Annotated in this window: 24 protein-coding genes; 8 read left to right on the top strand and 16 right to left on the bottom strand. The window is 63.9% G+C overall.

All coding sequences use genetic code 11. From position 1 onward, the window contains the following. Window positions 1-13: 13 nt before the first annotated feature. The 8 genes from LC062_RS11925 to LC062_RS11890 are packed head-to-tail and all read right to left on the bottom strand — an operon-like array spanning window position 14 to window position 9085. Window positions 14-1216: an acyl-CoA dehydrogenase family protein gene (locus LC062_RS11925; RefSeq protein WP_224911258.1), complete on the bottom strand. Its 1203-nt coding sequence runs from the start codon at window positions 1214-1216 to the stop codon at window positions 14-16. Further along, window positions 1197-2273, bottom strand: coding sequence for a C45 family autoproteolytic acyltransferase/hydolase (locus LC062_RS11920; protein ID WP_224911257.1), 1077 nt, complete (start codon window positions 2271-2273; stop codon window positions 1197-1199). The genes LC062_RS11925 and LC062_RS11920 overlap by 20 nt, the downstream gene beginning before the upstream one ends. After that, window positions 2257-2877 (bottom strand): GNAT family N-acetyltransferase, encoded by a 621-nt coding sequence (locus LC062_RS11915; RefSeq protein WP_224911256.1) that lies wholly within the window; start codon window positions 2875-2877, stop codon window positions 2257-2259. Before LC062_RS11915 ends, LC062_RS11920 begins: the two co-directional genes overlap by 17 nt. Then, window positions 2874-3140 carry an acyl carrier protein gene (locus LC062_RS11910; RefSeq protein ID WP_224911255.1) on the bottom strand — a complete coding sequence of 89 codons (267 nt, stop codon included), beginning with the start codon at window positions 3138-3140 and terminating at the stop codon, window positions 2874-2876. The genes LC062_RS11915 and LC062_RS11910 overlap by 4 nt, the downstream gene beginning before the upstream one ends. Next, a complete protein-coding gene (locus LC062_RS11905; protein ID WP_224911254.1) occupies window positions 3137-4678 on the bottom strand; it encodes an AMP-binding protein in 1542 nt (513 codons plus the stop codon). Before LC062_RS11905 ends, LC062_RS11910 begins: the two co-directional genes overlap by 4 nt. Next, entirely contained in the window at window positions 4678-6726 is a 2049-nt protein-coding gene (locus LC062_RS11900) for a class I tRNA ligase family protein (protein ID WP_224911253.1), read from the bottom strand. Before LC062_RS11900 ends, LC062_RS11905 begins: the two co-directional genes overlap by 1 nt. Beyond that, window positions 6726-7805, bottom strand: a complete 1080-nt coding sequence (locus LC062_RS11895; protein ID WP_224911252.1) for an NAD(P)/FAD-dependent oxidoreductase — start codon at window positions 7803-7805, stop codon at window positions 6726-6728. Before LC062_RS11895 ends, LC062_RS11900 begins: the two co-directional genes overlap by 1 nt. Continuing rightward, window positions 7802-9085, bottom strand: coding sequence for a lysine N(6)-hydroxylase/L-ornithine N(5)-oxygenase family protein (locus tag LC062_RS11890; RefSeq protein WP_224911448.1), 1284 nt, complete (start codon window positions 9083-9085; stop codon window positions 7802-7804). Before LC062_RS11890 ends, LC062_RS11895 begins: the two co-directional genes overlap by 4 nt. 464 nt (window positions 9086-9549) lie before the next feature. Here LC062_RS11890 and LC062_RS11885 point away from each other — a divergent pair, with 464 nt between their 5' ends. Continuing rightward, on the top strand, window positions 9550-9756 hold the full coding sequence (locus tag LC062_RS11885; protein WP_280513992.1) for a helix-turn-helix domain-containing protein: 207 nt from the start codon (window positions 9550-9552) through the stop codon (window positions 9754-9756). 270 nt (window positions 9757-10026) lie between these two features. On the opposite strand, the gene LC062_RS11880 is transcribed toward LC062_RS11885, so the two are convergent. The 8 genes from LC062_RS11880 to LC062_RS11845 all read right to left on the bottom strand — a co-directional run bounded on the left by LC062_RS11880 (window position 10027) and on the right by LC062_RS11845 (window position 17230). Continuing rightward, a complete protein-coding gene (locus LC062_RS11880; RefSeq protein ID WP_224911251.1) occupies window positions 10027-10173 on the bottom strand; it encodes a hypothetical protein in 147 nt (48 codons plus the stop codon). Continuing rightward, window positions 10170-11402 carry an MFS transporter gene (locus LC062_RS11875; protein WP_224911250.1) on the bottom strand — a complete coding sequence of 411 codons (1233 nt, stop codon included), beginning with the start codon at window positions 11400-11402 and terminating at the stop codon, window positions 10170-10172. The genes LC062_RS11880 and LC062_RS11875 overlap by 4 nt, the downstream gene beginning before the upstream one ends. Before the next feature lie 92 nt (window positions 11403-11494). Beyond that, on the bottom strand, window positions 11495-12427 hold the full coding sequence (locus LC062_RS11870; RefSeq protein WP_181760871.1) for a diiron oxygenase: 933 nt from the start codon (window positions 12425-12427) through the stop codon (window positions 11495-11497). 33 nt (window positions 12428-12460) lie between these two features. Beyond that, window positions 12461-13399, bottom strand: a complete 939-nt coding sequence (locus LC062_RS11865; protein ID WP_224911249.1) for an alpha/beta fold hydrolase — start codon at window positions 13397-13399, stop codon at window positions 12461-12463. Beyond that, the gene (locus tag LC062_RS11860) at window positions 13389-14288 is read right to left on the bottom strand and encodes a beta-ketoacyl synthase N-terminal-like domain-containing protein (RefSeq protein ID WP_224911248.1); all 900 of its coding nucleotides are present in this window, start codon (window positions 14286-14288) and stop codon (window positions 13389-13391) included. The genes LC062_RS11865 and LC062_RS11860 overlap by 11 nt, the downstream gene beginning before the upstream one ends. Beyond that, window positions 14285-15475 (bottom strand): beta-ketoacyl-[acyl-carrier-protein] synthase family protein, encoded by a 1191-nt coding sequence (locus LC062_RS11855; protein WP_224911247.1) that lies wholly within the window; start codon window positions 15473-15475, stop codon window positions 14285-14287. The genes LC062_RS11860 and LC062_RS11855 overlap by 4 nt, the downstream gene beginning before the upstream one ends. Further along, a complete protein-coding gene (locus LC062_RS11850; protein WP_224911246.1) occupies window positions 15472-15729 on the bottom strand; it encodes an acyl carrier protein in 258 nt (85 codons plus the stop codon). The genes LC062_RS11855 and LC062_RS11850 overlap by 4 nt, the downstream gene beginning before the upstream one ends. Beyond that, window positions 15722-17230, bottom strand: a complete 1509-nt coding sequence (locus LC062_RS11845; RefSeq protein ID WP_224911245.1) for an MFS transporter — start codon at window positions 17228-17230, stop codon at window positions 15722-15724. The genes LC062_RS11850 and LC062_RS11845 overlap by 8 nt, the downstream gene beginning before the upstream one ends. Window positions 17231-17582: 352 nt before the next feature. Here LC062_RS11845 and LC062_RS11840 point away from each other — a divergent pair, with 352 nt between their 5' ends. The 7 genes from LC062_RS11840 to LC062_RS11810 form a co-directional block, all read left to right on the top strand. Continuing rightward, window positions 17583-18743: an ABC transporter substrate-binding protein gene (locus LC062_RS11840; protein WP_224911244.1), complete on the top strand. Its 1161-nt coding sequence runs from the start codon at window positions 17583-17585 to the stop codon at window positions 18741-18743. Window positions 18744-18790: 47 nt separating this feature from the next. Beyond that, entirely contained in the window at window positions 18791-19264 is a 474-nt protein-coding gene (locus LC062_RS11835; RefSeq protein ID WP_224911243.1) for a 3-hydroxyacyl-ACP dehydratase FabZ family protein, read from the top strand. Window positions 19265-19366: 102 nt separating this feature from the next. Then, window positions 19367-19672: an acyl carrier protein gene (locus tag LC062_RS11830; RefSeq protein ID WP_224911242.1), complete on the top strand. Its 306-nt coding sequence runs from the start codon at window positions 19367-19369 to the stop codon at window positions 19670-19672. Between the two features lie 21 nt (window positions 19673-19693). Continuing rightward, window positions 19694-20395: a hypothetical protein gene (locus tag LC062_RS11825; protein WP_224911241.1), complete on the top strand. Its 702-nt coding sequence runs from the start codon at window positions 19694-19696 to the stop codon at window positions 20393-20395. Beyond that, the gene (locus tag LC062_RS11820; protein WP_224911240.1) at window positions 20392-21132 is read left to right on the top strand and encodes an SDR family NAD(P)-dependent oxidoreductase; all 741 of its coding nucleotides are present in this window, start codon (window positions 20392-20394) and stop codon (window positions 21130-21132) included. The genes LC062_RS11825 and LC062_RS11820 overlap by 4 nt, the downstream gene beginning before the upstream one ends. A 52-nt stretch (window positions 21133-21184) precedes the next feature. Beyond that, entirely contained in the window at window positions 21185-21643 is a 459-nt protein-coding gene (locus tag LC062_RS11815; RefSeq protein ID WP_224911239.1) for a MaoC family dehydratase, read from the top strand. Window positions 21644-21780: 137 nt separating this feature from the next. Continuing rightward, the coding region (locus LC062_RS11810) for an alpha/beta hydrolase family protein (protein ID WP_224911238.1) at window positions 21781-22532 on the top strand (752 nt) is incomplete at its 3' end.

Raw genomic sequence — 22532 nt, 5'->3', positions numbered from 1 at the left:
CCGGCAGCGTCTTCTAGCGAAGACTTCCGGCGATGACCGCCTCGCTCAGGATGTCTTCCTGCACTTCCGACGCCCCCTCATAAAGCCGCAGAGAGCGGATCTGACGATAGAGGTTTTCCGGAACGGAGCCGGCCACAAGCCCGGCGGCACCGTGCAACTGAACGCTCTGATCGACGATGCCCTGAGCCGCCTCGGTGGCATGCAGCTTGGCGAGTGAGGACAGCGGGCTCTTGCGCGCCCCGCCCCTGTCCATCTCCCAGGCCGCTTCGGTCACGGTCAGTTGCGACAGGTGCATCGCGGCGGTCATCCTTGTCAGGATGCCGCGCACGGCAGGAATATCCGCAAGGCGGCGCCCGGTGGCCCGACGTTCCAGCACGTGGCCGCCGGCTTCGACCACGGCCCGGCGGGCAAAGCCGTTGGCGGCCGCGCCGACGGTGATCCGGCAGCGCTCCAGCGTATCGATGGCCACCGCCAGCCCCATCCCCTTGTCGCCGACAAGCCGGTCGGTGGGAACGAGAAAATCGTCGAATGTGATGTCGCCGAAGGGCCGGGGCGCGATCAGCTCGACCGGCTGAACCCGGCAGCCCTCGGACCTGGTGTCGGCGACGAAAAGCGTCAGGCCCAGCGGCCCTGCCCCCGCGCCGGTGCGCGTCAGGACGACGACCTGGTCGGCAATATCCGCGTTGGCGATCCAGCTCTTCTGGCCCGTCAGGCGGAAGCCGCCGTCGGTTTCCACCGCTTGCAGACCGATGGCGGAGATATCCGAGCCGCTGTCACGCTCGGTGAGCGCGAAGGCCCCGATCTCCTCGCCGGAACACAGCTTCGGCAGAATTTCCGAGCGGTGCATGTCGCTGCCCCACAGGGCCAACGGCAGGGCTGCCAGGATCTGAATGGAAAACGCATAGTCGAGAAGATCATGGCGATAGGCAAAGGCCTCGCGAATGAGGCAGATCGCGCGGGTGTCGACCGGAGCCTTGAGCGCCAGCGAGAACCATCCGCCCTGCCCCAGGAGACGGGTGAGCCGGCGGACCGCCTCGGGCGGCGGCAGGTCCAGCGCCTCGGCGATCTCGCCCTCCGCCTCTCTTGCCCAGTCGGACAGGCGCCGCGTCAGCGCCTGGTGTTCCTCGCCGAAGAACGGCAGGTCGGCGCGGTCCGGCGCGAGCCAGTCGCCGTCCTGTGCTCGGGTGGCTTTTCGCTCAGGCGTTTGCACATTCATGTCTGTTCTCTCCCCAGCCGACCATGTCGAAGGACACCGTCGGCGTGCCGAATGGATCGCCCGCCCGGACGTGAAGGCTCCTGTTCACCGGATCGAGGACAACGGAGGCCACCGTTTTTTCAACGGCCCTGTTGCCGCTGTCCTTCACCCGGACCGGCTCGGTGCTGAACAGGTCGAAATAGCTTTCCGGCTCCCGATTGGCGCCATGAGACGCCAGCCAGTTGCGGCAGGCATCGAGCCGCTTGCGCGAGCCGTTCTGCGCGAAGATGTTCAGCTCGTCATGCGGCGCAAAGGCGGGATCGAGAAAATGGTTGGTGTGGGTCAGTTCCGCGCCGCGATGCACCGCCAGCTTCCCCGCCATCGCCTCGACAAAGGCGGCGTTGGCGCCATCGCACAGCATGAAGCAGCGCGAACTGGCAAGATCCAGCCTCCGAAGGCAGGCGATGGCCTCCTCCACCGACCCGCAGCTGTCGAGCAGGTGGCGGATCGCCAGATAGGGCGGCAACCCGGGCCGCCAGTCGCCGGCAAGCACCAGGTTGAGGCCAACGGCCAGACCGCGATCGTTGACACCGAGATAGCCGAGCAGCCCGGTGAAACTCATCACCAGCGCGCGATGCCCGCTTTCCGCGTCACGGACCTTCAGAAGGGTGACCTGATCGTCGAGATCGCCGGCAAGGTCCACCGTCTGGCCGATCACCGCGCCCTCGCCCGTGCGGGCGAAGGTGGTGCAGTCGCCGGAGGTGTTGAACCGGCTGAAGCCGGCCAGTTCCCTGCGCACCTGCAAGAGCACGGCCTCGTCCATCGAGATCCCGGCGCCTTCGCTCAAACCGATGATTTCCCGGTAGAGCTCCGGCGTCTCCCGCTCGATCGCCGCGCCATAGGCGGCGATGTCCTGGCCAAGATCCGACAACCGGATATCCGGCCCGAGGAAGGTGTCGAGACGGGCCAGGCCATCATCCAGAAACGCAGCGATGCGGCCGGCTGCCTGCCGGCCGTGCTGCTGCCCCCGGGTCAGAGGGCAGCCATCGAGCGTGATGACGTCAGGCAGGCTGGACATCGCGGGCACCCTCGACACGCTCCTGCCCGAGCAGCAAGGCCTTCACCCTGGGCCATTCATCCGCGAGGACCGAATAGAAGATCGCATCCCGGCGCCGGCCTCCGGGCATGAAATTGAAACTGCGCAACACGCCTTCCTCGGTGGCGCCGATGTTGCTCAGCCCCTTGCGGGCCTGCTCGTTCAACACGTCGGTCTTGAACTCGACACGGGCGCAGCCCAGCACCTCGAAGGCATGGGTCAGGAGGGCAAGCTTGGCGTAGCGGTTGAGGCCCGCGCCGCGATACGCCTTGGACAGCCAGGACCAGCCGATTTCAAGCCGCAGATCCGCCTCGGCGAGATTGCCGAAACACATGCTGCCGGCCAGCTTGCCGGTTTTCTTGTCGAAGATCATGAAGACCGCGCGCCGACCGGCCGCGATGTCGGCAAGCCCGGTCTCCATGAACCCGTCAAGGTCTTCCTCGCTGTCGATCCGGGTAACGAAATAGCGCCAGATATCCGGATCGAACACGATCTTGGCGAGCTCGGCCCGATCCGATGCCTGCAACGGCCGCATGAGAACACGCTCGTTTTCAAGCGTCTCGTTGAACACGGTTTTCCAGCTCATGATGCCACCCCCTCCCGGGCCTTTTCGAAGGCGCGGATCAGATCGCCCGCGCTGTTGATGCCTGCCAGGTCTCTTTCGTCGAAGCTCGACAAGGTGACCCCGAGTTCCTTGCACAGGGTCGTCATCAGCAAGATCATCTTCATGGATGAAATGCCGAACTCCTGCTTGAGATCGACGGTGAGGTCGATGCCCTCCGGCGCGATCTGAGCGGGCTTCGCCGTCGCCGCGATGTGATGCCGTATGGTGGTTTCAAGCTCGCTCATGACTGGTCTCCATACGCCTCTTGAATGGCCTGATGATAATGTTCGGTGATGGCCCGGCGCCGCAGTTTTCCCTGCGAGGTCAGGAGGCCCGCGCCCTCCGAAAAGCCATCGGCAACGGGAATGACCAGCTCGACGGCTTCAGAGCCGAAGCCGCGCGTGGCTTGCTGGACGGCGCGCTTGACCGCATCCGGATTGGTCCCGGGCGCGGGGCAAACCAGGCTGGCCAGAACGGGGCGCCCGGTGCCGAACACCATCGCCTGTTTCACCTCGGGCAGCCGGAGAATTGCCTCTTCAAGCGGGCGCACCGAGATCGTCTTGCCGTTGGCAAGCACGACCACATCGTCGGCACGGCCCATCACATATAGAAAGCCCTCGTCGTCGATGTAACCGAGATCGCCGGTCGCCACCGATCCATCGGCCATGAACACCTTTTCCGAGGCGCCGTCCGGCGCGAACAGATAGCGGGTGTTCACCGGGTGATCGCGAGAGACACGGATCTGGCCCTCCGCGTCGATCTCGACCCGAACGCCGTCCAACGGCTTGCCGACACTGCCGCGCTTGTGGGCCCCGGGGTGGTTCTTGGTGGTGATGCAGGTCTCGTTGAGACCGTAGCCTTCGAAGATCGGCACACCGCAGGTGACCTCGAAGAACTCCAGCGTATCGGGCCGCGCGGCGGCCGATCCGGTCCAGAGATAGCGCAGGCGGTCGCCCAGCACATCGATCGCCGAGGCACGCGGCGAGCCGGCGCCCGCCGACATCTCGATGTATTCCTTCAAGGTGTCGAAGAAGGCGGGCACCCCCATGATCACGGTGGGATGTTCCCTCTGGATCGCCTCCAGCGCGAGCCGGGAATCGGTGATCACGATGTCGTGCCAGTAAAGAATGGCCGAATAGACCCAGTAGCGTTGCTGCAACAGGGACAAGGGCAGGAACACAAGGAGCGTATCGCCGGGCCCGTGCGAAAACAGCTTCTGCGTCGAGCGAAGCGATTGCTCGATGCTGCCGACGGTGGCGCCGAGCCCCTTGGCGATCCCCGTGCTCCCGGAGGTGAACTTGATGGTGCTGATATCCTCGGGGGCATAGGTAACCGGCTCGGCGCTGTCCCGGTCCCGCTCCTTGCCCGCTTCCTCAAGCACCCGCTCGATGGGCAGGACGTGGTCCGCGCCCGATCGCGGGCTTGCGACCCGCGTGTCCAGAAACAGCTGCTTCAGACCGTATTTTTCCACAAGATCAGTCTCTTGCGCGAAGGAGGCGGGGTCGAAACACGCGGTCACGAGCCCCAGCCGGAGAGCCGCAAGATCGAGAAGGACATATTCGAGCCGGTTGGACGACAGAATGCCGATCCGATCGTGCCGCTGGAGGCCGAGGGATGTCAGCCAGGCGGCGACGCCTTCCACCATCCCCTGCAGGTCCGACAGGGGGATGGCCTCAGCTTCGGCGCCAAACCGATAAATGCTGAGCTTGTGCTCCGCGCTCCATCGACGCTTGAACAAAGCGTTGAGGAACGCGGTTTCCTGTGGCCAGGCCTTGATCGTCATCAGGCTGCATCCGTCACTTTGATCGGCGCGACGTTCTCGCCCACCTTCTCGGAAAAGAAGCGCTGATCGCTCAAGGTGACCCGATTGCCGGCGGGCAGAAGCTCGATGGTCCGCGGCCAGGTGCTGGCCGGGTCGAGCCCCAGCCCCTTTCTCAAGGCTTCGGAGAAGCGCGGCATCAAGGGCGCGGTGGCATCGGACAGAAGGCGCGCTGCCGCAAGCTGCAGGGCGATCGTCGTTCTGTGGCGATCCGCAGCGGCGGCGTGGCCCGCCAGATGCCGGTTTGCCTTGACGAATCTGATCGTATCGCGAACAAGCGTCTGGAGCGTGTCGGCCGCCTTGTTCAGCGAAAAGCCGGCGGAGCCATAGGCGGTTTCGATCTGCTGGCGATGCTGCTCCAGAAGCTGCAGGAACGCCTGGTGATCGACGCTCCAGTCGCCCGCGTCCGGCGCCACGCCGTCATGGCGCGTGAGCACCTCGGCCCCAAGCGCCTGAAGCCAGCCCTGCCACACGTCGATCAGGTCCCTGTTGGTTGCCTGCAACGCGCTCACCGAGAAATTCGTGCGCTCGATCTCGCCCCGTGTCAGCGCAAGGTGGAAGCGGACGCAATCGACGGTCTCGGGGGTCAGAACCTCCTTGCCCCAGACAGCCCGTTGCCGGCTGGTCGAGAATTTATCGCCCTCAAGGCACAGGAATTCATTGACGTGATACTCGATGTCCGCGTGCCAATCGGGGAAGGCGGCCTTGTAGAGCGCGGGGTAGAGGATCGTGTGGTAGAAGCTGTTGTCGTAGCCGAAGAAATGGACAAACTTCCAATTGTCCCGCGGCTCCAGCGCCTTCCAGTCGTGGCCGATCCGCTGACCGAGCGCCTCGATCCCGTAGAGAAAACCGAACGACATCTCGGGCCAGACCCAAAAGACCTGATCGGCCATGTCCGGATCGGTCGGGGAAATCCCCCAGTTCTGTGGGTGGGTGATCGGAACGTGGAAATCCTCGCGCGCAAGCACCCGCTCGGCCAGAGCCTGAAGGCGTGCGCTGGCCTTGCTTTCCCGCATCGCGCCGAGGATATGATCGGCAAAGTCATTCAGCGCGATCGCATAGCGCTCGCAGGGGCGGACCACGGGGGTTGCCCCGGTCTGGGTCGAAACCGGGTCCAGCATGTCATAGGCCAGGTTCGGCTCGCCGCATTCCTCGCAGATGTTGCCGCCGGATCCAGATCCGCAGGTCGGGCAACGGCCCTTGATGTCACACTCATAGAGATAGGCATCCGTCGTCGGATCGAAGGCCGCGCTGTCCGCCCGACGCTGAACGCTGTCGGATGCGGCCACACTCTGGAAGAACGCCTTCACCTGACGCTCATAGTCCGGTGCGTGGGAGGTCAGCGTGAACTGATCGATCTGAACGTCGAGAAGGTCGAGGGTCTCGGTGATCTCGCGGCTGAAGTGGTCGGCAACCTCTTGCGGCGTCTTGTTGAGCTGCCGCCCCTTGGCGATCACATAGCTCTGGAAATCGTCACTTCCGGTGATGTGGAAGGCGGTCTTGCCGAGCAGGCGCTGGAACCGGGCAAAGACATCGGCCCCGAAATACGGTCCGGACAGATGGCCCAGATGCAGATCGCCATTGGGCGTCGGCGGCGTGGAAAAGACGAAACACGGCGCCTCGGCGGCCGGATCCGTCACCTCCTCTTGCGCCGAAGCCCCCTTCTCCGCTTCCTTCATTGCGGTTTTCGCATCGCGCCAGTAGGCGGTTGCGAAAACGAGCTTGCCGGATCCGGTGTTGCGCAGCACATGCTTGTCGAACGGGGAAATCGCGACGAGATCGCCCGAACCGACGGCGATCCTGTCGCCCCCGTCGGCCTCCACCACGCCCTCGCCTTCAAGAATCGCGAACAGCTCGCATTCATCGTGGCGGTGAAAGGCGGTGACGCCCTCAGGCTCGATCACCCCATAGCCAGCCCCGACGTCGTCCGTTCCGGAAAAGGCATCGACCGAAGCCATCTGGATCCCGAACGCGGGCAGAAGCGACTGGTCCTTCAGCTTGAAAACTCTCATCACACCATCTCCCGGGCAGGTACTTTCGCAATGGCCTTGAGTGTCTTGCGGGCAATGGCCGGCGCGAGGCGGTAGCCCGATCCATTCGCCGCCCCGGCAAAGACAATGCGCCCGGAGGACGTGACCGACGCGACGACCGGCGCGCCGGTTGCGCTATAGGCGTCGCAGAAGACCTGACCGCCTCCGACCGCGTCGCACAGCTGCGGTGCGATCCGGGCAAGCACAGCCAGCGCCTCGGCGCGATCTTCGGCGGTAATCGCCCCGTAGGAGTCCTCGGGGGTGACGTCCCACTTCTTGCGGGTGAAGCTGAAGAGACGCTTGTCTCCCTTGCCCCATGGCATGAAGAACGCATCTTCGTCGAAGAACAGATCCACCGTCGGTACGGAGGCGGGCTCGCGGAGGTCGGCCGCATCGATGTGGAAGGCAACGACCCGCTTGATCCGAATATCGAGATTGCGGGTGTAGGGCCGGAACACATCCGAGAGCGCCCAGGGCCCGGGACACAGAATGAGATGATCGGCCTCGATGCTGAGGCCGTCATGGGTCGACAGGACAGCCTTCTCGGGCGTCTCCTCGATCTTCGCGATCTTCAGGCCGAAGAGTGTCCTCAGTCGTCCCCCCAGCGCCTCGCGGTAGAAGCCGATCAGGGCCGGAACATCGGCATATTGGGCGTCGTCCACCGTCCACACGCGGTAGTCCGCGTCCGCGGACGCAAGCGGGCTCGGCTGCTCGTCCGGCCCCAGAGGGGTCACGGGGCTGGTGAACATGGAGGAAAGACCGGCGTGATCCAGCTTGGCGGAATGAACGCGCAGCCCAAGCGGATGGATCGGCGCGGCTGGACATTCCGCGCGCAGGTCTTGGTAGAATTCCTCGCTGTAGCGGCTCATCTCCCGCACACGCGGATAGCGGCCGAGCGGAAAGTGCAGCCCGGCGGAGCGAGCCGAGGCGCCGGCCCCCGGGACATCCCGGTCAATCAGGGTCACGGCACTATCGGGAAACGCGCGGCAGACTTCCCGGGCCACGGTGAAGCCGATGATACCGCCACCGACGATGGCAAAGGAGGGCGCGCCGGTCATCATGCGGACCTCCGCGCTTCATCGGAAACCGAGGCGAGCGGGCCCCAGCACACTGCCGACGGAATGGGCTCGACCGACGCGGGGAAGCCGGTGATCCGCTCCACCATCTTGGCACTGCGCCAGGCAAGCAGGCTCAGATTCGGATCGGCGAGACCTTTCTGGCCCCGGCTGGCGTTGTGAATGAGGATCGCCCGGTTCCGCGGCCCGTTCCAGAGCGCTGCGAAATTGTCGTCAACCGCGACCTCGTCGCCGCAATACTGCAGCCTTTCGGCGATGTTATCCATGAAGTGAAGCGGCGCATTCCGATAGCCGGTCGCCCAGATGACCACATCGACATTCATCATCTCGCGGGTGCTGGCCTCGCCGTGAACGGTGCGCAAGGTCCAGCGCGGTCCGTCGGGAGCGGCGTGTTCGACGGCCCGGTTGGGCAGCAGCTCGACGGTGTTTTTCGCCGGTCTGACAAAACGGCGCATATAGAGCCCCTGATAGATCTCGTTCAGGGTCGACATGGAGATGCCGTCGCTGGCCAGGACATTGTCCTTCAGGAACTGCTGCCGCGTTGCCTCCCCCAGAGAGGAGAAGTAGTTCTGGTGGCAGGGCATGAAGAGATCATTGGTGAAGGGCGAATCGTCCAGCGGCCAGAAACCCGCCCGGCGGGACACCCAGGAGACATGCGCGGGTGCATCCGCCCCCTCCCGCGACATCAGATCGAGAAAGATCTCGGCGCCGGACTGGCCGGAGCCGACGATGGCCACCCGCTTGTTCGCCAGCTTGTCCGCATGCTTGAGGTAGTCGGAGCTGTGGAACGTGGTTTCGCCCAGGCTCCCGGCAACGAAGGCCGGAACAGACGGCACCTTCCCGACGGCAATCGAGATGTTTTCCGCCCGCACCGTCTTGGCGGTGGTCGTGACCACGAAATCGTCGTCAAAGTCGATGTCGACGACCTCTTCGCCGAACTGGATGTTCTCGTTCTTGCGCGCCGCCCAGTGCAGATATTGCGTGAACTCCTGACGTGTGACCGCGTCGAACCGGGCATTCAGAAACTGGTAGGTACGGCCATGTTCATGCAGATACCCCAGGAAGGAAAACGGGTTTGTCGGATCGGCCAGGGTGACCAGATCCTTCAGGAAGGACACCTGCAGACTGGCATTGGGAAGCTGGAGCCCGGAATGCCAGCTGAACTCCCTGTCCTTCTCGAAAAACTGGCTTCGCAACCCTGTCGGATAAACAAGTGACGCCAAACTAAGATTGGCCGGCCCCACACCGACACCGACGATCTGCATCTTCACGGCTGCTCTCCCTCAAAGTTCGGCACGTTCCCATCGAAACAATAGCGGCCAATGCAATCACAGATTTTGATATCTGAAATAACACCTAATGAAGTTATTTTAAGTCATGCCGGCTATTGATATTTCAAGAATTACCTATGACATTCACTTAAATCGTATATCAATCGGACACTCCCAACCTCAACTCACATAATTAGTAGGCCTTCATGATACTAATTGATATTTTTTTGAACTAGACAAAGAAAAATCAGATTATACGATAAAAGACACTGTCAAAAATGACAGAAACATATAATTCAAAAAAAGTATTAGAAAAAATACCTACAAGCATGCATATTACACGCGAATGTAACCTTTGGTTGCATCCTCCTTCCAGGGGCGGAAAATCCACGCAGCGTCCCGGTCTCTAGAGAAATTCGAGAATTCAAATGTTTCAACGGAGGAACTAGGGAGTCTCCATGGTGAACAAGCTTACAGACCGTGAAATCGAGGTCCTCAAGTGGGCCGCGCATGGAAAAACGTCGCGCGAGACGTCGATGATCCTGAATATCTCGATCAACACTGTAAATTTTCACATCAAAAACACGATGTCGAAGCTCGGAACCGCCAACCGGGCCTCGACGGTTGCATCCGCGATCCGTTCCGGATTGCTGGAACTCCAGTAGCGGATCAACGCATCCGCTTCCTCACGCCGCCCCATCGGCCTCCAAGTGCGGGAAATCCCTTCCGACGACACGACCAGGCGCCGCAATGAACGGGAGGTTCAACGCGGCGAACACAGATCTCCGCTGCGCGGCCTTCCAACGGAAGGCCGTGCGCGAAACATCGTTGGATTCAACAGAAAAGCACGCGGGTCGCATCACTTCATGCACAGACCAACCGGCGAAGCAGGCAGCAGGACACCATGCCTGCGCGCCCCGGCGACCGCGCCTGCCCTACCCGCAAAACCGCATGGACGAGGCGTAGGTGTAGACGAACACGGGATCGAGATAGGTAAGGAACCCGTAGACCAGCACCGCCAGCAGCGCCAGCACCAGAAGCCCATTCACGGCAAGAGAAACGAACGGCAGGTCTTTGCTCATGCGGGCACCGCCTCGATTGATGTGCGTCTTGCCAGTTGCCGGTCATTGATCGGCATGTGCAACAGGGCGGCCAGCGCGCCAGCGCCGATCGACAGCCACCAGATGGAACTGTAGGAGCCGGTTGTGTCGAACACATAGCCGGCCAGCCAGATGCCGAAGAAGGCGCCGAGCTGGTGGCCGAGAAAGGCGAAGCCGAACAGGGTCGTGAGATACCGCCCCCCGAAGATCTGGCCGATCAACCCGATGGTCAGCGGCACGGAGCCCAGCCACAGAAAGCCGATCATGCCTGCGAACAGATAGGTGCTGACCGGTGTCAGCGGCACCGAGATGAAGGCGACCATTGCCAGGGTGCGGCAGGTGTAGAGGAAGGCGAGCGTGTATTTGCGCCGGAAAACCGGACCGCCGACATAGCCGAACACGAAGGCGCCGACGATATTGGTCAGCGAAATCAGCGCAATCGCGGTGCCGGCGACCGGAAGGGGCACGCCCCGGTCGACCAGATAGGACGGCACGTTGCCGGACAGGAACGCCAGTTGAAATCCGCTGGCCGTGAAGCCAAGGAGAAGAAGCCAGAAGCCGCGATGGCGGAGCGCTTCGTAGATCGCCGCGCCCATGGTAGGCGCATCCGTGCCAGTGGCGACCTCCTCCGCCCCCCTTGTCCGCAGCAGCCAGGCCAGAGGACAAACCGCAAGAAGCAGGACGGCGAGGACGAGGAAGGTCCCGTCCCAGGCCCGGGTGTTCAGCATTTCATGAACGAAGGGCACGACGAGGAACTGCACCGTGGCGCCGATCGCACCCACCGCCCCGATCGCCCAGGGGCGGTCCCTGGGCGGGACGATCTTGCTCACCGCGCTGTAGATGACGCCAAAGGCGGTGCCGGCGAGGCCAATCCCCACCAGCACCCCGGCATTGAGATTGAACAGCAACAGGTCGGAGGCCCGCGCCATGGCGAAGAGGCCCGCCGCATAGAGCAGCACGCCGAAGAAGATCACCCGGGCCGGTCCGAACCGGTCCGCGATCATGCCCGTCAGCGGCTGCGTCAGCCCCCAGATCAGGTTCTGCAGCGCGAAGGCGAAGCCCACATCCTCGATGGCCCAGTCCAGCCCCATGGACACCGGCAGCATGAACAGGGCCTGCGACTGGCGTGTGCCGAGCGACAACCCCATGACGATGCCGCCGGCAAGGACAAGCAGGCCCCAGCGGCGCAACACTCCGTTTGACAGGTTCATTGGCGTTCCCCCCACGCCGGCCGGAGCAGGCCCCTCGCAGCGCCCACCCGGCGGGGAGCCCCGCCGGATCTGCAAAGGGACGGCCTTGCGCCTTACTGGAAATCGAAATCGATTGCGTCGGTGATTTCGAGTTCGTCGAACAACCGGCGGATGGTCGTGTAGTTCCGCTTCAGCACCAGTCCGCGGGTGGTGTTCGCGTGCCGCTGCAAGATGGCGTCGCGATTGGGGACGTCGAGATAGTCGAGCATCGAGGCCCAGTAGGTTTCGTCCGGCTTGGTGAAGTCGCGCAAGGCCACACCGATATAGGCGCGGAACCGATCCCGCTGGACCGTGGACATCCTGCGATAGACCGAGCCGACGATCTCGGAGAAGCCGATGCCGTGGGCGGCCTCGTCCTGACGATGCATGTCGGTGTTGATCCGGTTGAGCGGCTGAATGGTCATGTCGCCCGCCACCTCGTTCAGGTAGGCGTTGATCGACATCTCGGCCACCGAGGCATAGGCCACCTGGGCAATCCGGGCATCATCCGCATCGGCCGCATTGCGGACCAGCTCCTTCAGATGCGTGCCCAGAGCCGGTTCGGGCATGGTGTAGTCTTCCAGCCCGTGCCGCAGCCGGGAGACGCGGCAGATATCCAGGCACATCAGGATGTGGAACTGCTCGTCGACCTGGATCTGGGCGATGACCTGCTTGGTCTGCGCCGCGCCGACGCCGGGAAGCTCGTTTCGGAACAGGAGCGCGCAGGCGGGCTGAACGATGGCCTCTTCCAGGTAGATCGCCTTTTCATTATAGGCCAGCCACGCGACCGCCAGAAACCGCAGCTTGAAGTCCGGATCCAGATTGGCGAAATCCTCATCGTCCCAGAAGGGCACCAGCGAGACCGGGAAATCGGGAATGCTCGGATCGTAATACTGGGTCAGATCCAGGCGCTCCTTGCGCACGGCAACACGTTCATCCCAGCTCTTTCCCAGCGTCGCCAGGGCATTGCGTACCAGGGCCGAATCCTCAGAAATATTGGTATACATTGAACGCCTCCGCAGTCTGATGAGGGGTCACGGTCACGCTTCCGGCCGGCCACGGTTGAAGAACTCGACCGCGGTGCCGTGAATTGTGTCGGACGTGAAAATGCCGAAATGCCCGCTGTTCCGGATTTCGGAGTAGCTACAGGCTGGCAGGGCATCGGCGAGCGTCGTCGCCGTATCGGCATGAATGACCGTGTCGTCGCAGCAGTGCAGAACCAGCGCGGGAATACCGACAGTGCCGAGACCGGCGAAAACGGTTTCGTCGCGGCACGCCGCCTGCAGGCGGGCGTAGGTGTAGGTGGTCTCCGGCGTCACGAACGGCAGCCGGTCGATCGCCTCGAGCTCCTCCGCAAGCCCCGCCGGAGCGGAGGACGCGGATGTTTGCAGCAGGCGTTGAATGAGCGCCGCTTCCGAGGCTCCCTTCTCCGCCACATCGCGCCAGATCGGCAGCATGGTGCGCTGATAGACCGTCTCCTCCCGGGGGACGGGCAACTCGATGGACGGGCTGACGATGCAAAGACGGCGTGTCGTGAACAGCCCTCGAACGAGCCCGCAAAGCGCGACATTAATGCCCGAGCAATAGGTCAGAATGCCGGCAGGCTGACTGATGCCGAGCCGCCACAGCACATCGGCGCCGTCTTTCGCCAGCCTTTCCAGCGACAGATCGCAGTCCTCGCCGCTGTCCGAAGCGCGAGGAAGCCCGCGGGTTTCCCAACTCACCACGTGATACTGCTGCGACAACTCCCTGGCGATGGCCGCCAGGAAGAGAACGGACATGCCGACGGCGTTGACAAGCAGCAGCGTCGGATTGGACCTGTCGCCCGCCTCGAACACATGCAGCGGCTGGCCGTCGTCCGCCCGGCAGAGGGAATGGGTGAAAACCCGCCCGGCCTCGGCAAGCTCCCAGGTCCGGGCCTCCTCCGGCAGATAGGTCAGGACATCCAGAACCTCGGCCGCGTCCGCATCAATGATCACGCTGTTCCTCCCCGATTTCACCGTTTGCGGAAGACGGAATATCCAGAAGAAGACACACCGCCTTGCCGTCATTGCCATGTGAGATGAACGCATGAAGACCGCTCGCAGGCGCCGCGCCGATCACCTCGATCAGGTGGATCGGTCCCGTCGCCGCCCGGTAGTCGCCATCGCCCCGATCGCCACCAAGAACGGTCCTGCGCACGTTGGACGGATCCGCTGTTCGTCCGGCAACGGCGAGCGCGGCGGCGATCAGGTCGTCATCCGACCGGCCGCCGACCATGTCGCTGGACCAGCCGAGGATCCTGACCGCATTGCTGTCCGTGTCCTCGGCAGCCGCCAGCATGAGCAGGCCGACGCCGGGCAGTGCGGTTTTCACGGGGGCGGAAGGAGCGGCCTCCCCCTCCCCCGGCACGCTGTCCGATGCGGGGGTGTCGAACCCGCCGGCCACCATGCCATCGACATGCCGGGCGCGGATCAGGCGACAGGCCATGACGATGGCCTCAAGGCCGGATTGCTCGCCGAGCAAGGTGAGGTTCGGACCGAGCAATTGCTCCAGACTGGCCACGACACCGGCGGTGGAGTTCGGCAGGCCCGTTGCGTACCAGGCTGTAACCACATCCTCAAAGCCCGTGCCATGCGCCGTCTTCAGGGAGGTCTCCACAATTCCGTTTGCGCCGTGGGCCGTGCCGAGGCTGAGACCGATCCGCTCCTGCTGCGGCCGGCCATTGCCTTCCAGGCACCGTCTGAGCGCCTGAACGACCATCCGCGCCTGGGTGTTGATCGCGCCGACACGCGGAGAGCGGCGCTCCGCGCACAGCATATCCGCCGGCATGCTGCCGTCGTTCGCCGCCTTGCCGGCGGCCGTGGCGCGTATGACGATGCCGGTCATGCCTGTTGCCTCCGGGTTGCGAGGAACCGTTCATCGGCGACAATCATCACGCAGTTGTTGCCACCGAACCCGAAGGCGTTGACCATCAGGCAGGAGCCTTCAAGCGGCGTCGGCCGTGCCGACACGGACACCGCGCCCAGCGCCGGATCGACCTCGCCCAGGTGGGTGATGCCGGGAAGTTCGCCGTGTTTCAGGCTGAGCAGCGCTGCCAGCAGCGAGATTGCGCCCGCGCCGCCCTGTGCATGGCCGATCGCGCTCTTGACCGAGGTGACGGGGGGAAGCGGGACCTCGCCGAAGACATCGCGCATCGCATCGATCTCGACCTTGTCATTGGTCGGCGTGCCCGTGCCATGGGCGATGACGCCGGAGATTTCCACTGGCGACACCTGCGCCGAGGCCAGTGCCTGACGAATGGCGCGCCCGATTCCGGCAACGCTGGGCGCGGTCGGATGGCCACCGTCGCAGCTGATGCCGTAGCCGAGAATGACGGCCTGAATCGGGGCCTGCCGGGCCTCTGCGGCCTCCAGCGGCTCCAGGCAAAAACAGGCCCCGCCCTCGGACAGGATGACCCCCTTGCGCTCGCTGCTGAAGGGCCGGCAGGTCTCCTGCGTCGCCACCCGCAGCGAATTGAAGCCGCAGATCGTATATTCCAGCAGAACGTCCATGCCGCCGGCCACCATCGCCTCGGCCTCGCCGGACTTGATCATGTCCGCCGCCAGCGCCGGTGCCAGCAGCCCGGACGAGCATGCCGTCGACAGGGTCAAGGTCGGCCCCTGCCAGGAAAGACCCTCGCGGGGCACCAGATCCGCATCTTCCCAGGAACGGGTGGCGCCTTCGTCCGCCGCGGCCAGGGTTGCCAGCTCCATCAGCTCCGCGCAGGCGGTGGTGGTGCCCAAAGCGCATCCGACACGCCCGGCCCCGTCAACCGGCAGGCCTGCGTCCCGCAAGGCACTGCGCGCCAGAAAACCGGCCATCCGTTTGGACCGGGTCGTGCCATGGGTGTCTGACAGCGTCGCCCAGGTCTCTTCCGGAATGGCGATGACATTGTCGACCGGATAGATCTCAAGAGCGCGATGGGGCCAGGGGCTGCGCCGGTCGGCGCCATCCACCAGGCTTTCCCAGAACCTCTGATCGGTCGATCCATTTGGCGAAAAAACGCTTGAGCCGGTGATCGCAATCGCTGTCATTGCATCTGCCCGTCCATTGCCAGATGAACATTCTCGGCGAGCGCGTTCAACGTGATTTCCTTCAGCGCATCGGGCTGAAACGAAATGGAGTAGCGACGCTCGATCCGCCTGATGAAATCGATCAGCTCGATGGAAGTGATGCCGTAGTCGCGCAGCGGCTGCCCCGCTTCCATCGCGCCGGGATCCAGATGGATGATCTGCGCTATCAGATGACGAAGCTCATCGACAATTTCTGCATTTGAATTCTCACCCATCCGAGGGCCTCGCGCTTTTAACTTGTGAAATCAAGGAAGTGGACGGCAGCCGAGCCGATAGAATGAGGCCGAGACCCGCGCCAATGGCAACGGCGAACGCCACAGCACCCATGCCTGCGCCAGACCCGTTCTCACCGTCCGGAACGCTGGCTGCGACCGCGAAATAGACGCTGCCCAAAAGCGCGGTTCCGGTGACGATGGAAAACTGGGAGCAACTGGTGACGAGGCCGCTCAGCGACGCCGCGAACGAAGGCGGGATGACAGCGGTCATGCGGTTGACGCTGGTGCCGAAGCTCAGGCCATGGCCGCTGCCGGCGGCAAACAGCAGCAGAGGTCCGGCGACCGGGTGCCACCAGCCATCGGAGACCAGAAACCCGAATGCCAGACTGGCACACAGCAAGGTCGCCAGGGCCACGGAGGGCGCATGGGCGACGATCCGGTCCGGCAGGCGCGACCAGAACAGGTTCCACACCCCGAAGCCGGCCGCATAGGCACCGAAGGTCACCCCCGAGACCAGCGGGCTGAAGCCCAGGCCGACCTGCAGATAAAGGGCAACGGTGAGAAGCCAGCCGCCGTATCCGATGAAGCCGACAGCGACGATCCCCAGCCCCTGGGGCACGCCGCGAATGGTCAGCAAGGCGGGATCCAGCAGCGGTGCGCCGCCACGGCGCGACAGCGCCTGCTCGTAGCGCCAGAAGGCAACGAGCGCGAGCAGGCCGGCGCCGATCATCACGAGAGACCAGACCGGCCAGCCCAGCTCCCGGCCGAAGGTCAACGGCACCAGCACGCAGAGGGCGACACCGGTGACCGCAAGAACGCCGACCAGATCGAGCCTGACCCGGCGGCGCTCGACAATCCGTGGTAGGAAAAACAGCGCCAGACCGATGAGCGCGACGCCAACGGGAATATTGACCAGAAACGCCGGGCGCCAGCTCAGCGACCACAGGTCGATATCGACGATGACCCCGCCGAGAAGCTGACCGGCCGCAGCGCCCAACCCGAGGATCATGGAGTAGAGGCCGACGGCGCGAGCCTTCGCCGCCCCGCTGTAGCTCAACTGGATCAGGGAGAGCACCTGCGGCACCAGGAGCGCCGCCCCAAGCCCCTGCAGGATGCGGCCGAGGATCAGGACACCAGCGGTTTGCGCCGTGCCGCACACCAGCGACGAGATCGTGAAGACCGCCACCCCAAGCATGAACAAGCGGCGGTAGCCGTAAAGATCACCGAGCCTTGCTGCCGTGATCAGGAAAGACGCATAGGCGAGGCCATAGCCGGCAACGGTCAATTGCAAGGAGGCGCCGGACAGGCCGAGTTCGGCCTGCAGCGTTGGCGCGGCCACGTTGACGATCGCCGTATCCATGGCAGCCAGAGCCTGCCCGCACAGAATGACTGCGAGCATCCAGAGCGAGCCTTGCATGGGAACACCGCCGATCTCGGGAGCGGCGCGGGGATCGAGGATGGCGCCCGGTTCAGGGGCCGTGTCTTTGGGCACGCCAGGCATGACCCCTCCAGGGTGCAATTGCGAAATAGAAAATCGCCAAGAGAATTGATCATGAAAATAGGGCGAGCAACTACCAACAATAGTAGCGACCCCACTAGTTACATATATTTATTGACATAACCCACTACCACAAAGGGTAGTTGATCTAATTGACTATATAATGGAGTCTGCATTCTCGAAATGAATGCCATGTAAATAATCATGAAATACGCAAATCAAACGATGTATTATTTGATTTGCCTGACTCCCGTTTTCAATCCCGAAGGGTGAACCTTAAAATAGAGGCTTAGCAATGATCACGATCTCTGCAGTGAAGTCCTGTACGGGGGCAGTTGTCGGACTCGCAGCCGCCATGCTTTGTGCACAGCCGGCCTGGTCTGCCGACCGGGTCGTGAAGATCGGCGGCTTCGGCGCGAAGTCGGGCGTTCTGAAGCCCTTCGGCGACAACAGTGAAGCGGCCATGCGTGCCGCCGGATCGCTCATCAATCGCGCCGGCGGGGTTCGCCTGGCCGATGGCACACGGGCGCGCATCGAGATCGAGTATCGGGATGATCGCTGCGATTCGGAACTCGGTGTCGCGACGCTGGGGTCTTTCGCAGAGGAAGATTGGCTGGCGGTCATCGGCACCACCTGCTCCTCGGTGCTGAAGCCGGTGTTCGAAAGCCTGCAGAAAAAGGCTGGCGATGACAGCGACACCGGTCACCGGATCCCGGTTTTCGCCGATGTGGCGATGCGCAAGGGTCTTGCCGGGATTTCCGACTGGGCGTTCCGCAACATCCCCGACGAGATCCAGATGTACGATGCGCTCTGGGCGTGGATGCATCAGGAAAACCCTGAGCTGAAGACCGTCTACGCCGGCGTTGAGGAGAACTTCGTTCACTCCAACCAGACCTGGTACAACATCATCAAGGAACGCGCCGGGCTCGCCGGCTATGAGGTGAAGGGCCAGGCGAAGTGGCTGGTCGACGATGTGGACTTCGTCGAGCAGGTCAAGGAAATGGCCGCCGTGAATGCGGATATCGTGGTGATTTCCGCCCACCCGTTCTCCGCCTGCGGCGTGCTGCGCGAGATGGAGCGCCAGAACTACAACCCGCCCGCGGTCATCGGGCTGACCAGCCTCACCACCCCTCAGCTGATCGACGATTGCGGCGCACAGGCCGCCGGGATGATCGTACCGACCAGCTTCGCCCCGATCAACGACATCGCCCGCGCGGCGGCCGCGGCCACGGCGCAGTTCGGCGGCTATGCGGACCTTCACAGCATGGCGGCCTGGGAAAACATGTATGCGATCAAGCAGGCGATCGAGAACGAGGGCGTTGAGGCAAAGCCGGAAACCGTCGCCGAGGATCGCGAAAAAATCCGCCGGGGCATCCAGAAGCTCAACCTGGTCGACGGCCTCCTCGGCCCCATCGCCCGGACCAACGAGGGCGAATCCGACAAGGACTTTGTCCTGGTGAAGGCGATGACCGACGGCTGGGAAGTCATCGAGCAGAAGGAAACCGCGAAGAACTGAGGCCCGAGACGAGGAACGGCGGACGCATGAGACATTCGGAGAGCCAGATGCTTCCCCCCGAGACCGTGACCGACCCTGCGTCCGCCGCTTCCGTGAAAAGGCTGCTTGCCCACCGGGACCCTTTTCTCTTCGTCGACCATGTGGAGGCCGACAGCGAGCTCCTGACCGCACGCGGAACCCACCGGTTCGATGAAGGGAACTGGTTCTTTGCCGGTCACTTTCCGGGGGACCCGATCGTCCCGGGGGTGCTTCTTCTGGAAATGGCTGCCCAGACCGCGAACGTGCTGCTGGGCTTGCGCGCCGGCAAGACGGTCAAGGCCTATCTCGTCGGCTCCGGCAATGCCGCCTTCAAGGCGCCGGTCCTGCCGGGCGAAACCGTGGTCGCGGAGGCGCGACTGACGCGTGATCCCGGCCCGCGAGGGACAGCCGGCCCGGGCAGCTTCTTTTCCTTCAAGACCTCGATCCGACGGGGAGACGTTCAGTGCATGCGCGCCGAACTGACACTCTGGTGGGCGGAATAACGAGCCAGGCCGTACGCCTCGACATTGGTGCCGACATTGTTGCCAGGGCACGGAGCATCGCGCGGCACCCTTCAGGATCCGAACCAAGACGGAGCAACCGATATGACTGCGATTACCAGGGAACAGATCGTCGATTTCATCTGCAAGGACCTTCTGATCGAGCGCCTCGATCTTGGGGCAAGCGGCATCGAGCTCAAGGATCTCAATGAGGCGACCGCCTTGAGCGAGCCGCCGCTTTCGCTCGATTCCGTCGACACACTCGAACTGGTCGTGGGCGTCGAACGGCAGTTCTCGCTTCCCCGGCAGGACCTGACCCCCGAAGACCTGCGCGAGACCTGCGCCACCATCGGCACGCTTGCGGACTATGTCACGCGGCGCGTGCCGCAAGACGCCGCCCCGGCGCAATAGACCTTGCAGGTGTCGAACCACATGAACGGCGTCCTCCTTATTGGCGAGCCCGACAGCCTGATGGACGCGCTTCGCGCGAAGCTGTCCGGCCTGCCGGTCGCCGTCCATGAGCTTGGCGATCACGCCCCCGCTGGCGCCCCTGCCGGCCGCCCTGATGGCGACCGGCAAGGGTCTGCCGTGGTCGCGCTCGATGCCTGGGACATGTCGGCCGCCCCCATTGACCGGATCGTCTTCGGTCCGGTCGCCATCGAGCACGACCTGCCGCGCACGGCCGACGACATCGACCGGCTGGCGCTTTCCCACGAAACCGCGATCCTGTCGTTCCTGATGCAACTGCAGGCCGCCGGCCGCCTGCTCGCCCGCCATCGCGGCGGGCAGATCTGGGTCATCACCCCCGATCAAAGCGCCAGGTACCTTGTTCCCATAGCCACCTCGCCCATCGACACGATGGCCCGGCGCGCCGCGGTGAAGAGCTTTGCCCGGGAGATCCGCCGGATGGATGTTCTCGTCAATTGCCTTGAGGTCCAGCTGGAATTCGACCGGGTTCCGGAGGACCAGTGGCGCACCCCGCGCAACCGCACGAATGTCTATGCCTCGCGGTTCCGCAAGTCGCCCGCAACCTCGGTGGCCGGCTTTCTGTGCGGCCTGCTCGCTCAGGCAGACCTTCCCATGTCCGGCCTGGTCGTTCCTGTCGGCATCGGCTTGACGGAGCAGAACATTTGAACCCGCCATCTCCCTCGACCATTCTCATCACCGGCGCCTCCCGGGGCATCGGCGCCTCCATAGCCGAGCATCTGGCCCCGGACGGTCACCGGCTGGCCCTGTGCTATCGCACCGATCGCGCTGCCGCCGACCAGGTCGCCGCGACGGTGAGAGCTGCCGGCGCCAAGGCCGAGGTGTTTCAGGCCGACATGTCCGACCCGCAGGAAACGCGAGAGCTGCCGGCCCGCGTCGCCGCCCGTTTCGGCGGCATCGATGCGGTGGTCGGCAATGCGGGCATGACCAATGACGGCCCCTTCCTCACCTTGCAGGCAGATCAGATCTCCTCGGTGATCCGGACCAATCTGACCGGAACCTTGCGACTGCTCCTCAGCGCGTTGCCCTTTCTGGAGCAATCGGCGGCGGGCCGTATCGTTCTGGTCTCCTCGCTTGGGGGCGTCTATGGCACGGACGGGCAGGTTCCCTACAGCGCCAGCAAGGGCGGGCTGATCGGCGTTACGCACTGGCTCGGCGAGTTGCTCGGCCCGAAGGGAATTGGCGTCAATGCCGTCGCCCCCGGCTTCATCGAAACGGACATGACCGCCCCCCTCGCCCGGGAGCGCATTCAACCCTTTCTGGATGTCTCCGCCCTCAGGCGCATCGGCAAGCCGGAGGAAATCGCGCAAGCCGTCCGGTTCCTGCTCGAGCCGGGCTATGTGCAGTCGACCACCATCCGCTGCGATGGCGGCTTCGCAAGATGACACCGCATCCGGCCAGAGCTGGCGGATGGCGCACGCAACCACGGGAGGTGGCATGAGCGAACCCCTGCTTTATCTTGACGAGATCGTCCCCGGCATGACCTTCGGCTCGCCATCCATCACCGTGACCGAAGAAGAGATCGTCACCTTCGCCGCGCAATACGATCCGCAGGTGTTTCATCTCAACGATGAGCGCGCCCGCGATACGTTCTTCGGACGGCTGGTGGCCAGCGGCTGGAACACGGCGGCGCTGACCATGCGCCTTCTGGTCGGCAGCGCCTTCCGGCCCGCCGGCGGGATTGTCGGCGCCGGTTTCGAGGAGTTTCGCTGGCCTCAATCCGTCCTGCCCGGCGACACTCTCCGGCTCGACATTACCGCGCTGGAAACCATCCCCTCCCGATCCGCACCGAAGCGCGGGATCGTCAAGTTGCGGATCAGGACGCTCAATCAGCGCGATGAGCCGGTTCAGGTGATGGTCGCCAAACTGGTGATGCAGCGCCGCAGCCAGCCCTGACGGCCGCGCACCGGGAGAGCTTGCCCGTCCCTGCTGCGACCTATCGTCGCGGACGGTCAGCAGGACCGGTTGCGCGCCGAAAATGTATACTCACTAGTGAATGTACTCAAGGGGTGCGTGGGCGTAGGCTGACCGACATGCACGACAATGTCCTTCACCTGAAACCGATTGGCTGCGAAGAGATCACGATTCCCTGCAAGGACGGGGTCGTTCTCGGCGGCCATCTCTGGCGCGGCACTGATAACGGCCGCCGCGGCCAGGTGATCATCAACCCGGCCACCGGGGTGCTGGCGCGCTACTATCATCGCTACGCCCAGTTCCTGGCCGGGCGGGGCTTCGATGTGCTGACCTATGACTATCGGGGGATTGGCGCGTCGCGGCCGGCCGATCTGAAGGGCTGCGACTACCTGTGGCGCGACTGGGGCGAGAAGGATTTCGATGCCGCCGTGCGGCTGATGCATGAAGAGCGCCGGCAGCGGCCGCTGCTGGTGGTCGGCCACAGCGTCGGCGGCTTCCTGCCGGGGCTTGCGGCCAGCGCGCCGCTGGTCAGCCGAATGCTGACGGTGGGGGCGCAATACGCCTGGTGCGGCGACTATGCCCGACGGCACTGGCTCTCGATGTTCTGGCAATGGCACATCGTCATGCCGGCGCTGACGGCCTGTTGCGGCTATTTCCCCGGCCGGCGGCTGGGGTGGCTGGAGGATCTTCCCGCCGGCGTGGCCCGGGAGTGGAGCTTTCGCGGGCCGCGCTTCGAAAGGAGCCATCCGCCGCGGGAGCGACGGTCGGCGCTGCGGCGGATGGCCTCGGTGTCCGCGCCGATCCTCGCCGTCACCATGACGGACGACGCGTATGGCACGCTCAGCGCCATCCGGCGCACGCTGCGCTACTA

The organism is Stappia indica (assembly GCF_020177335.1).
Taxonomy (GTDB): Bacteria; Pseudomonadota; Alphaproteobacteria; order Rhizobiales; family Stappiaceae; genus Stappia; species Stappia indica_B.
This window is presented reverse-complemented; position numbering and strand designations above follow the sequence as displayed.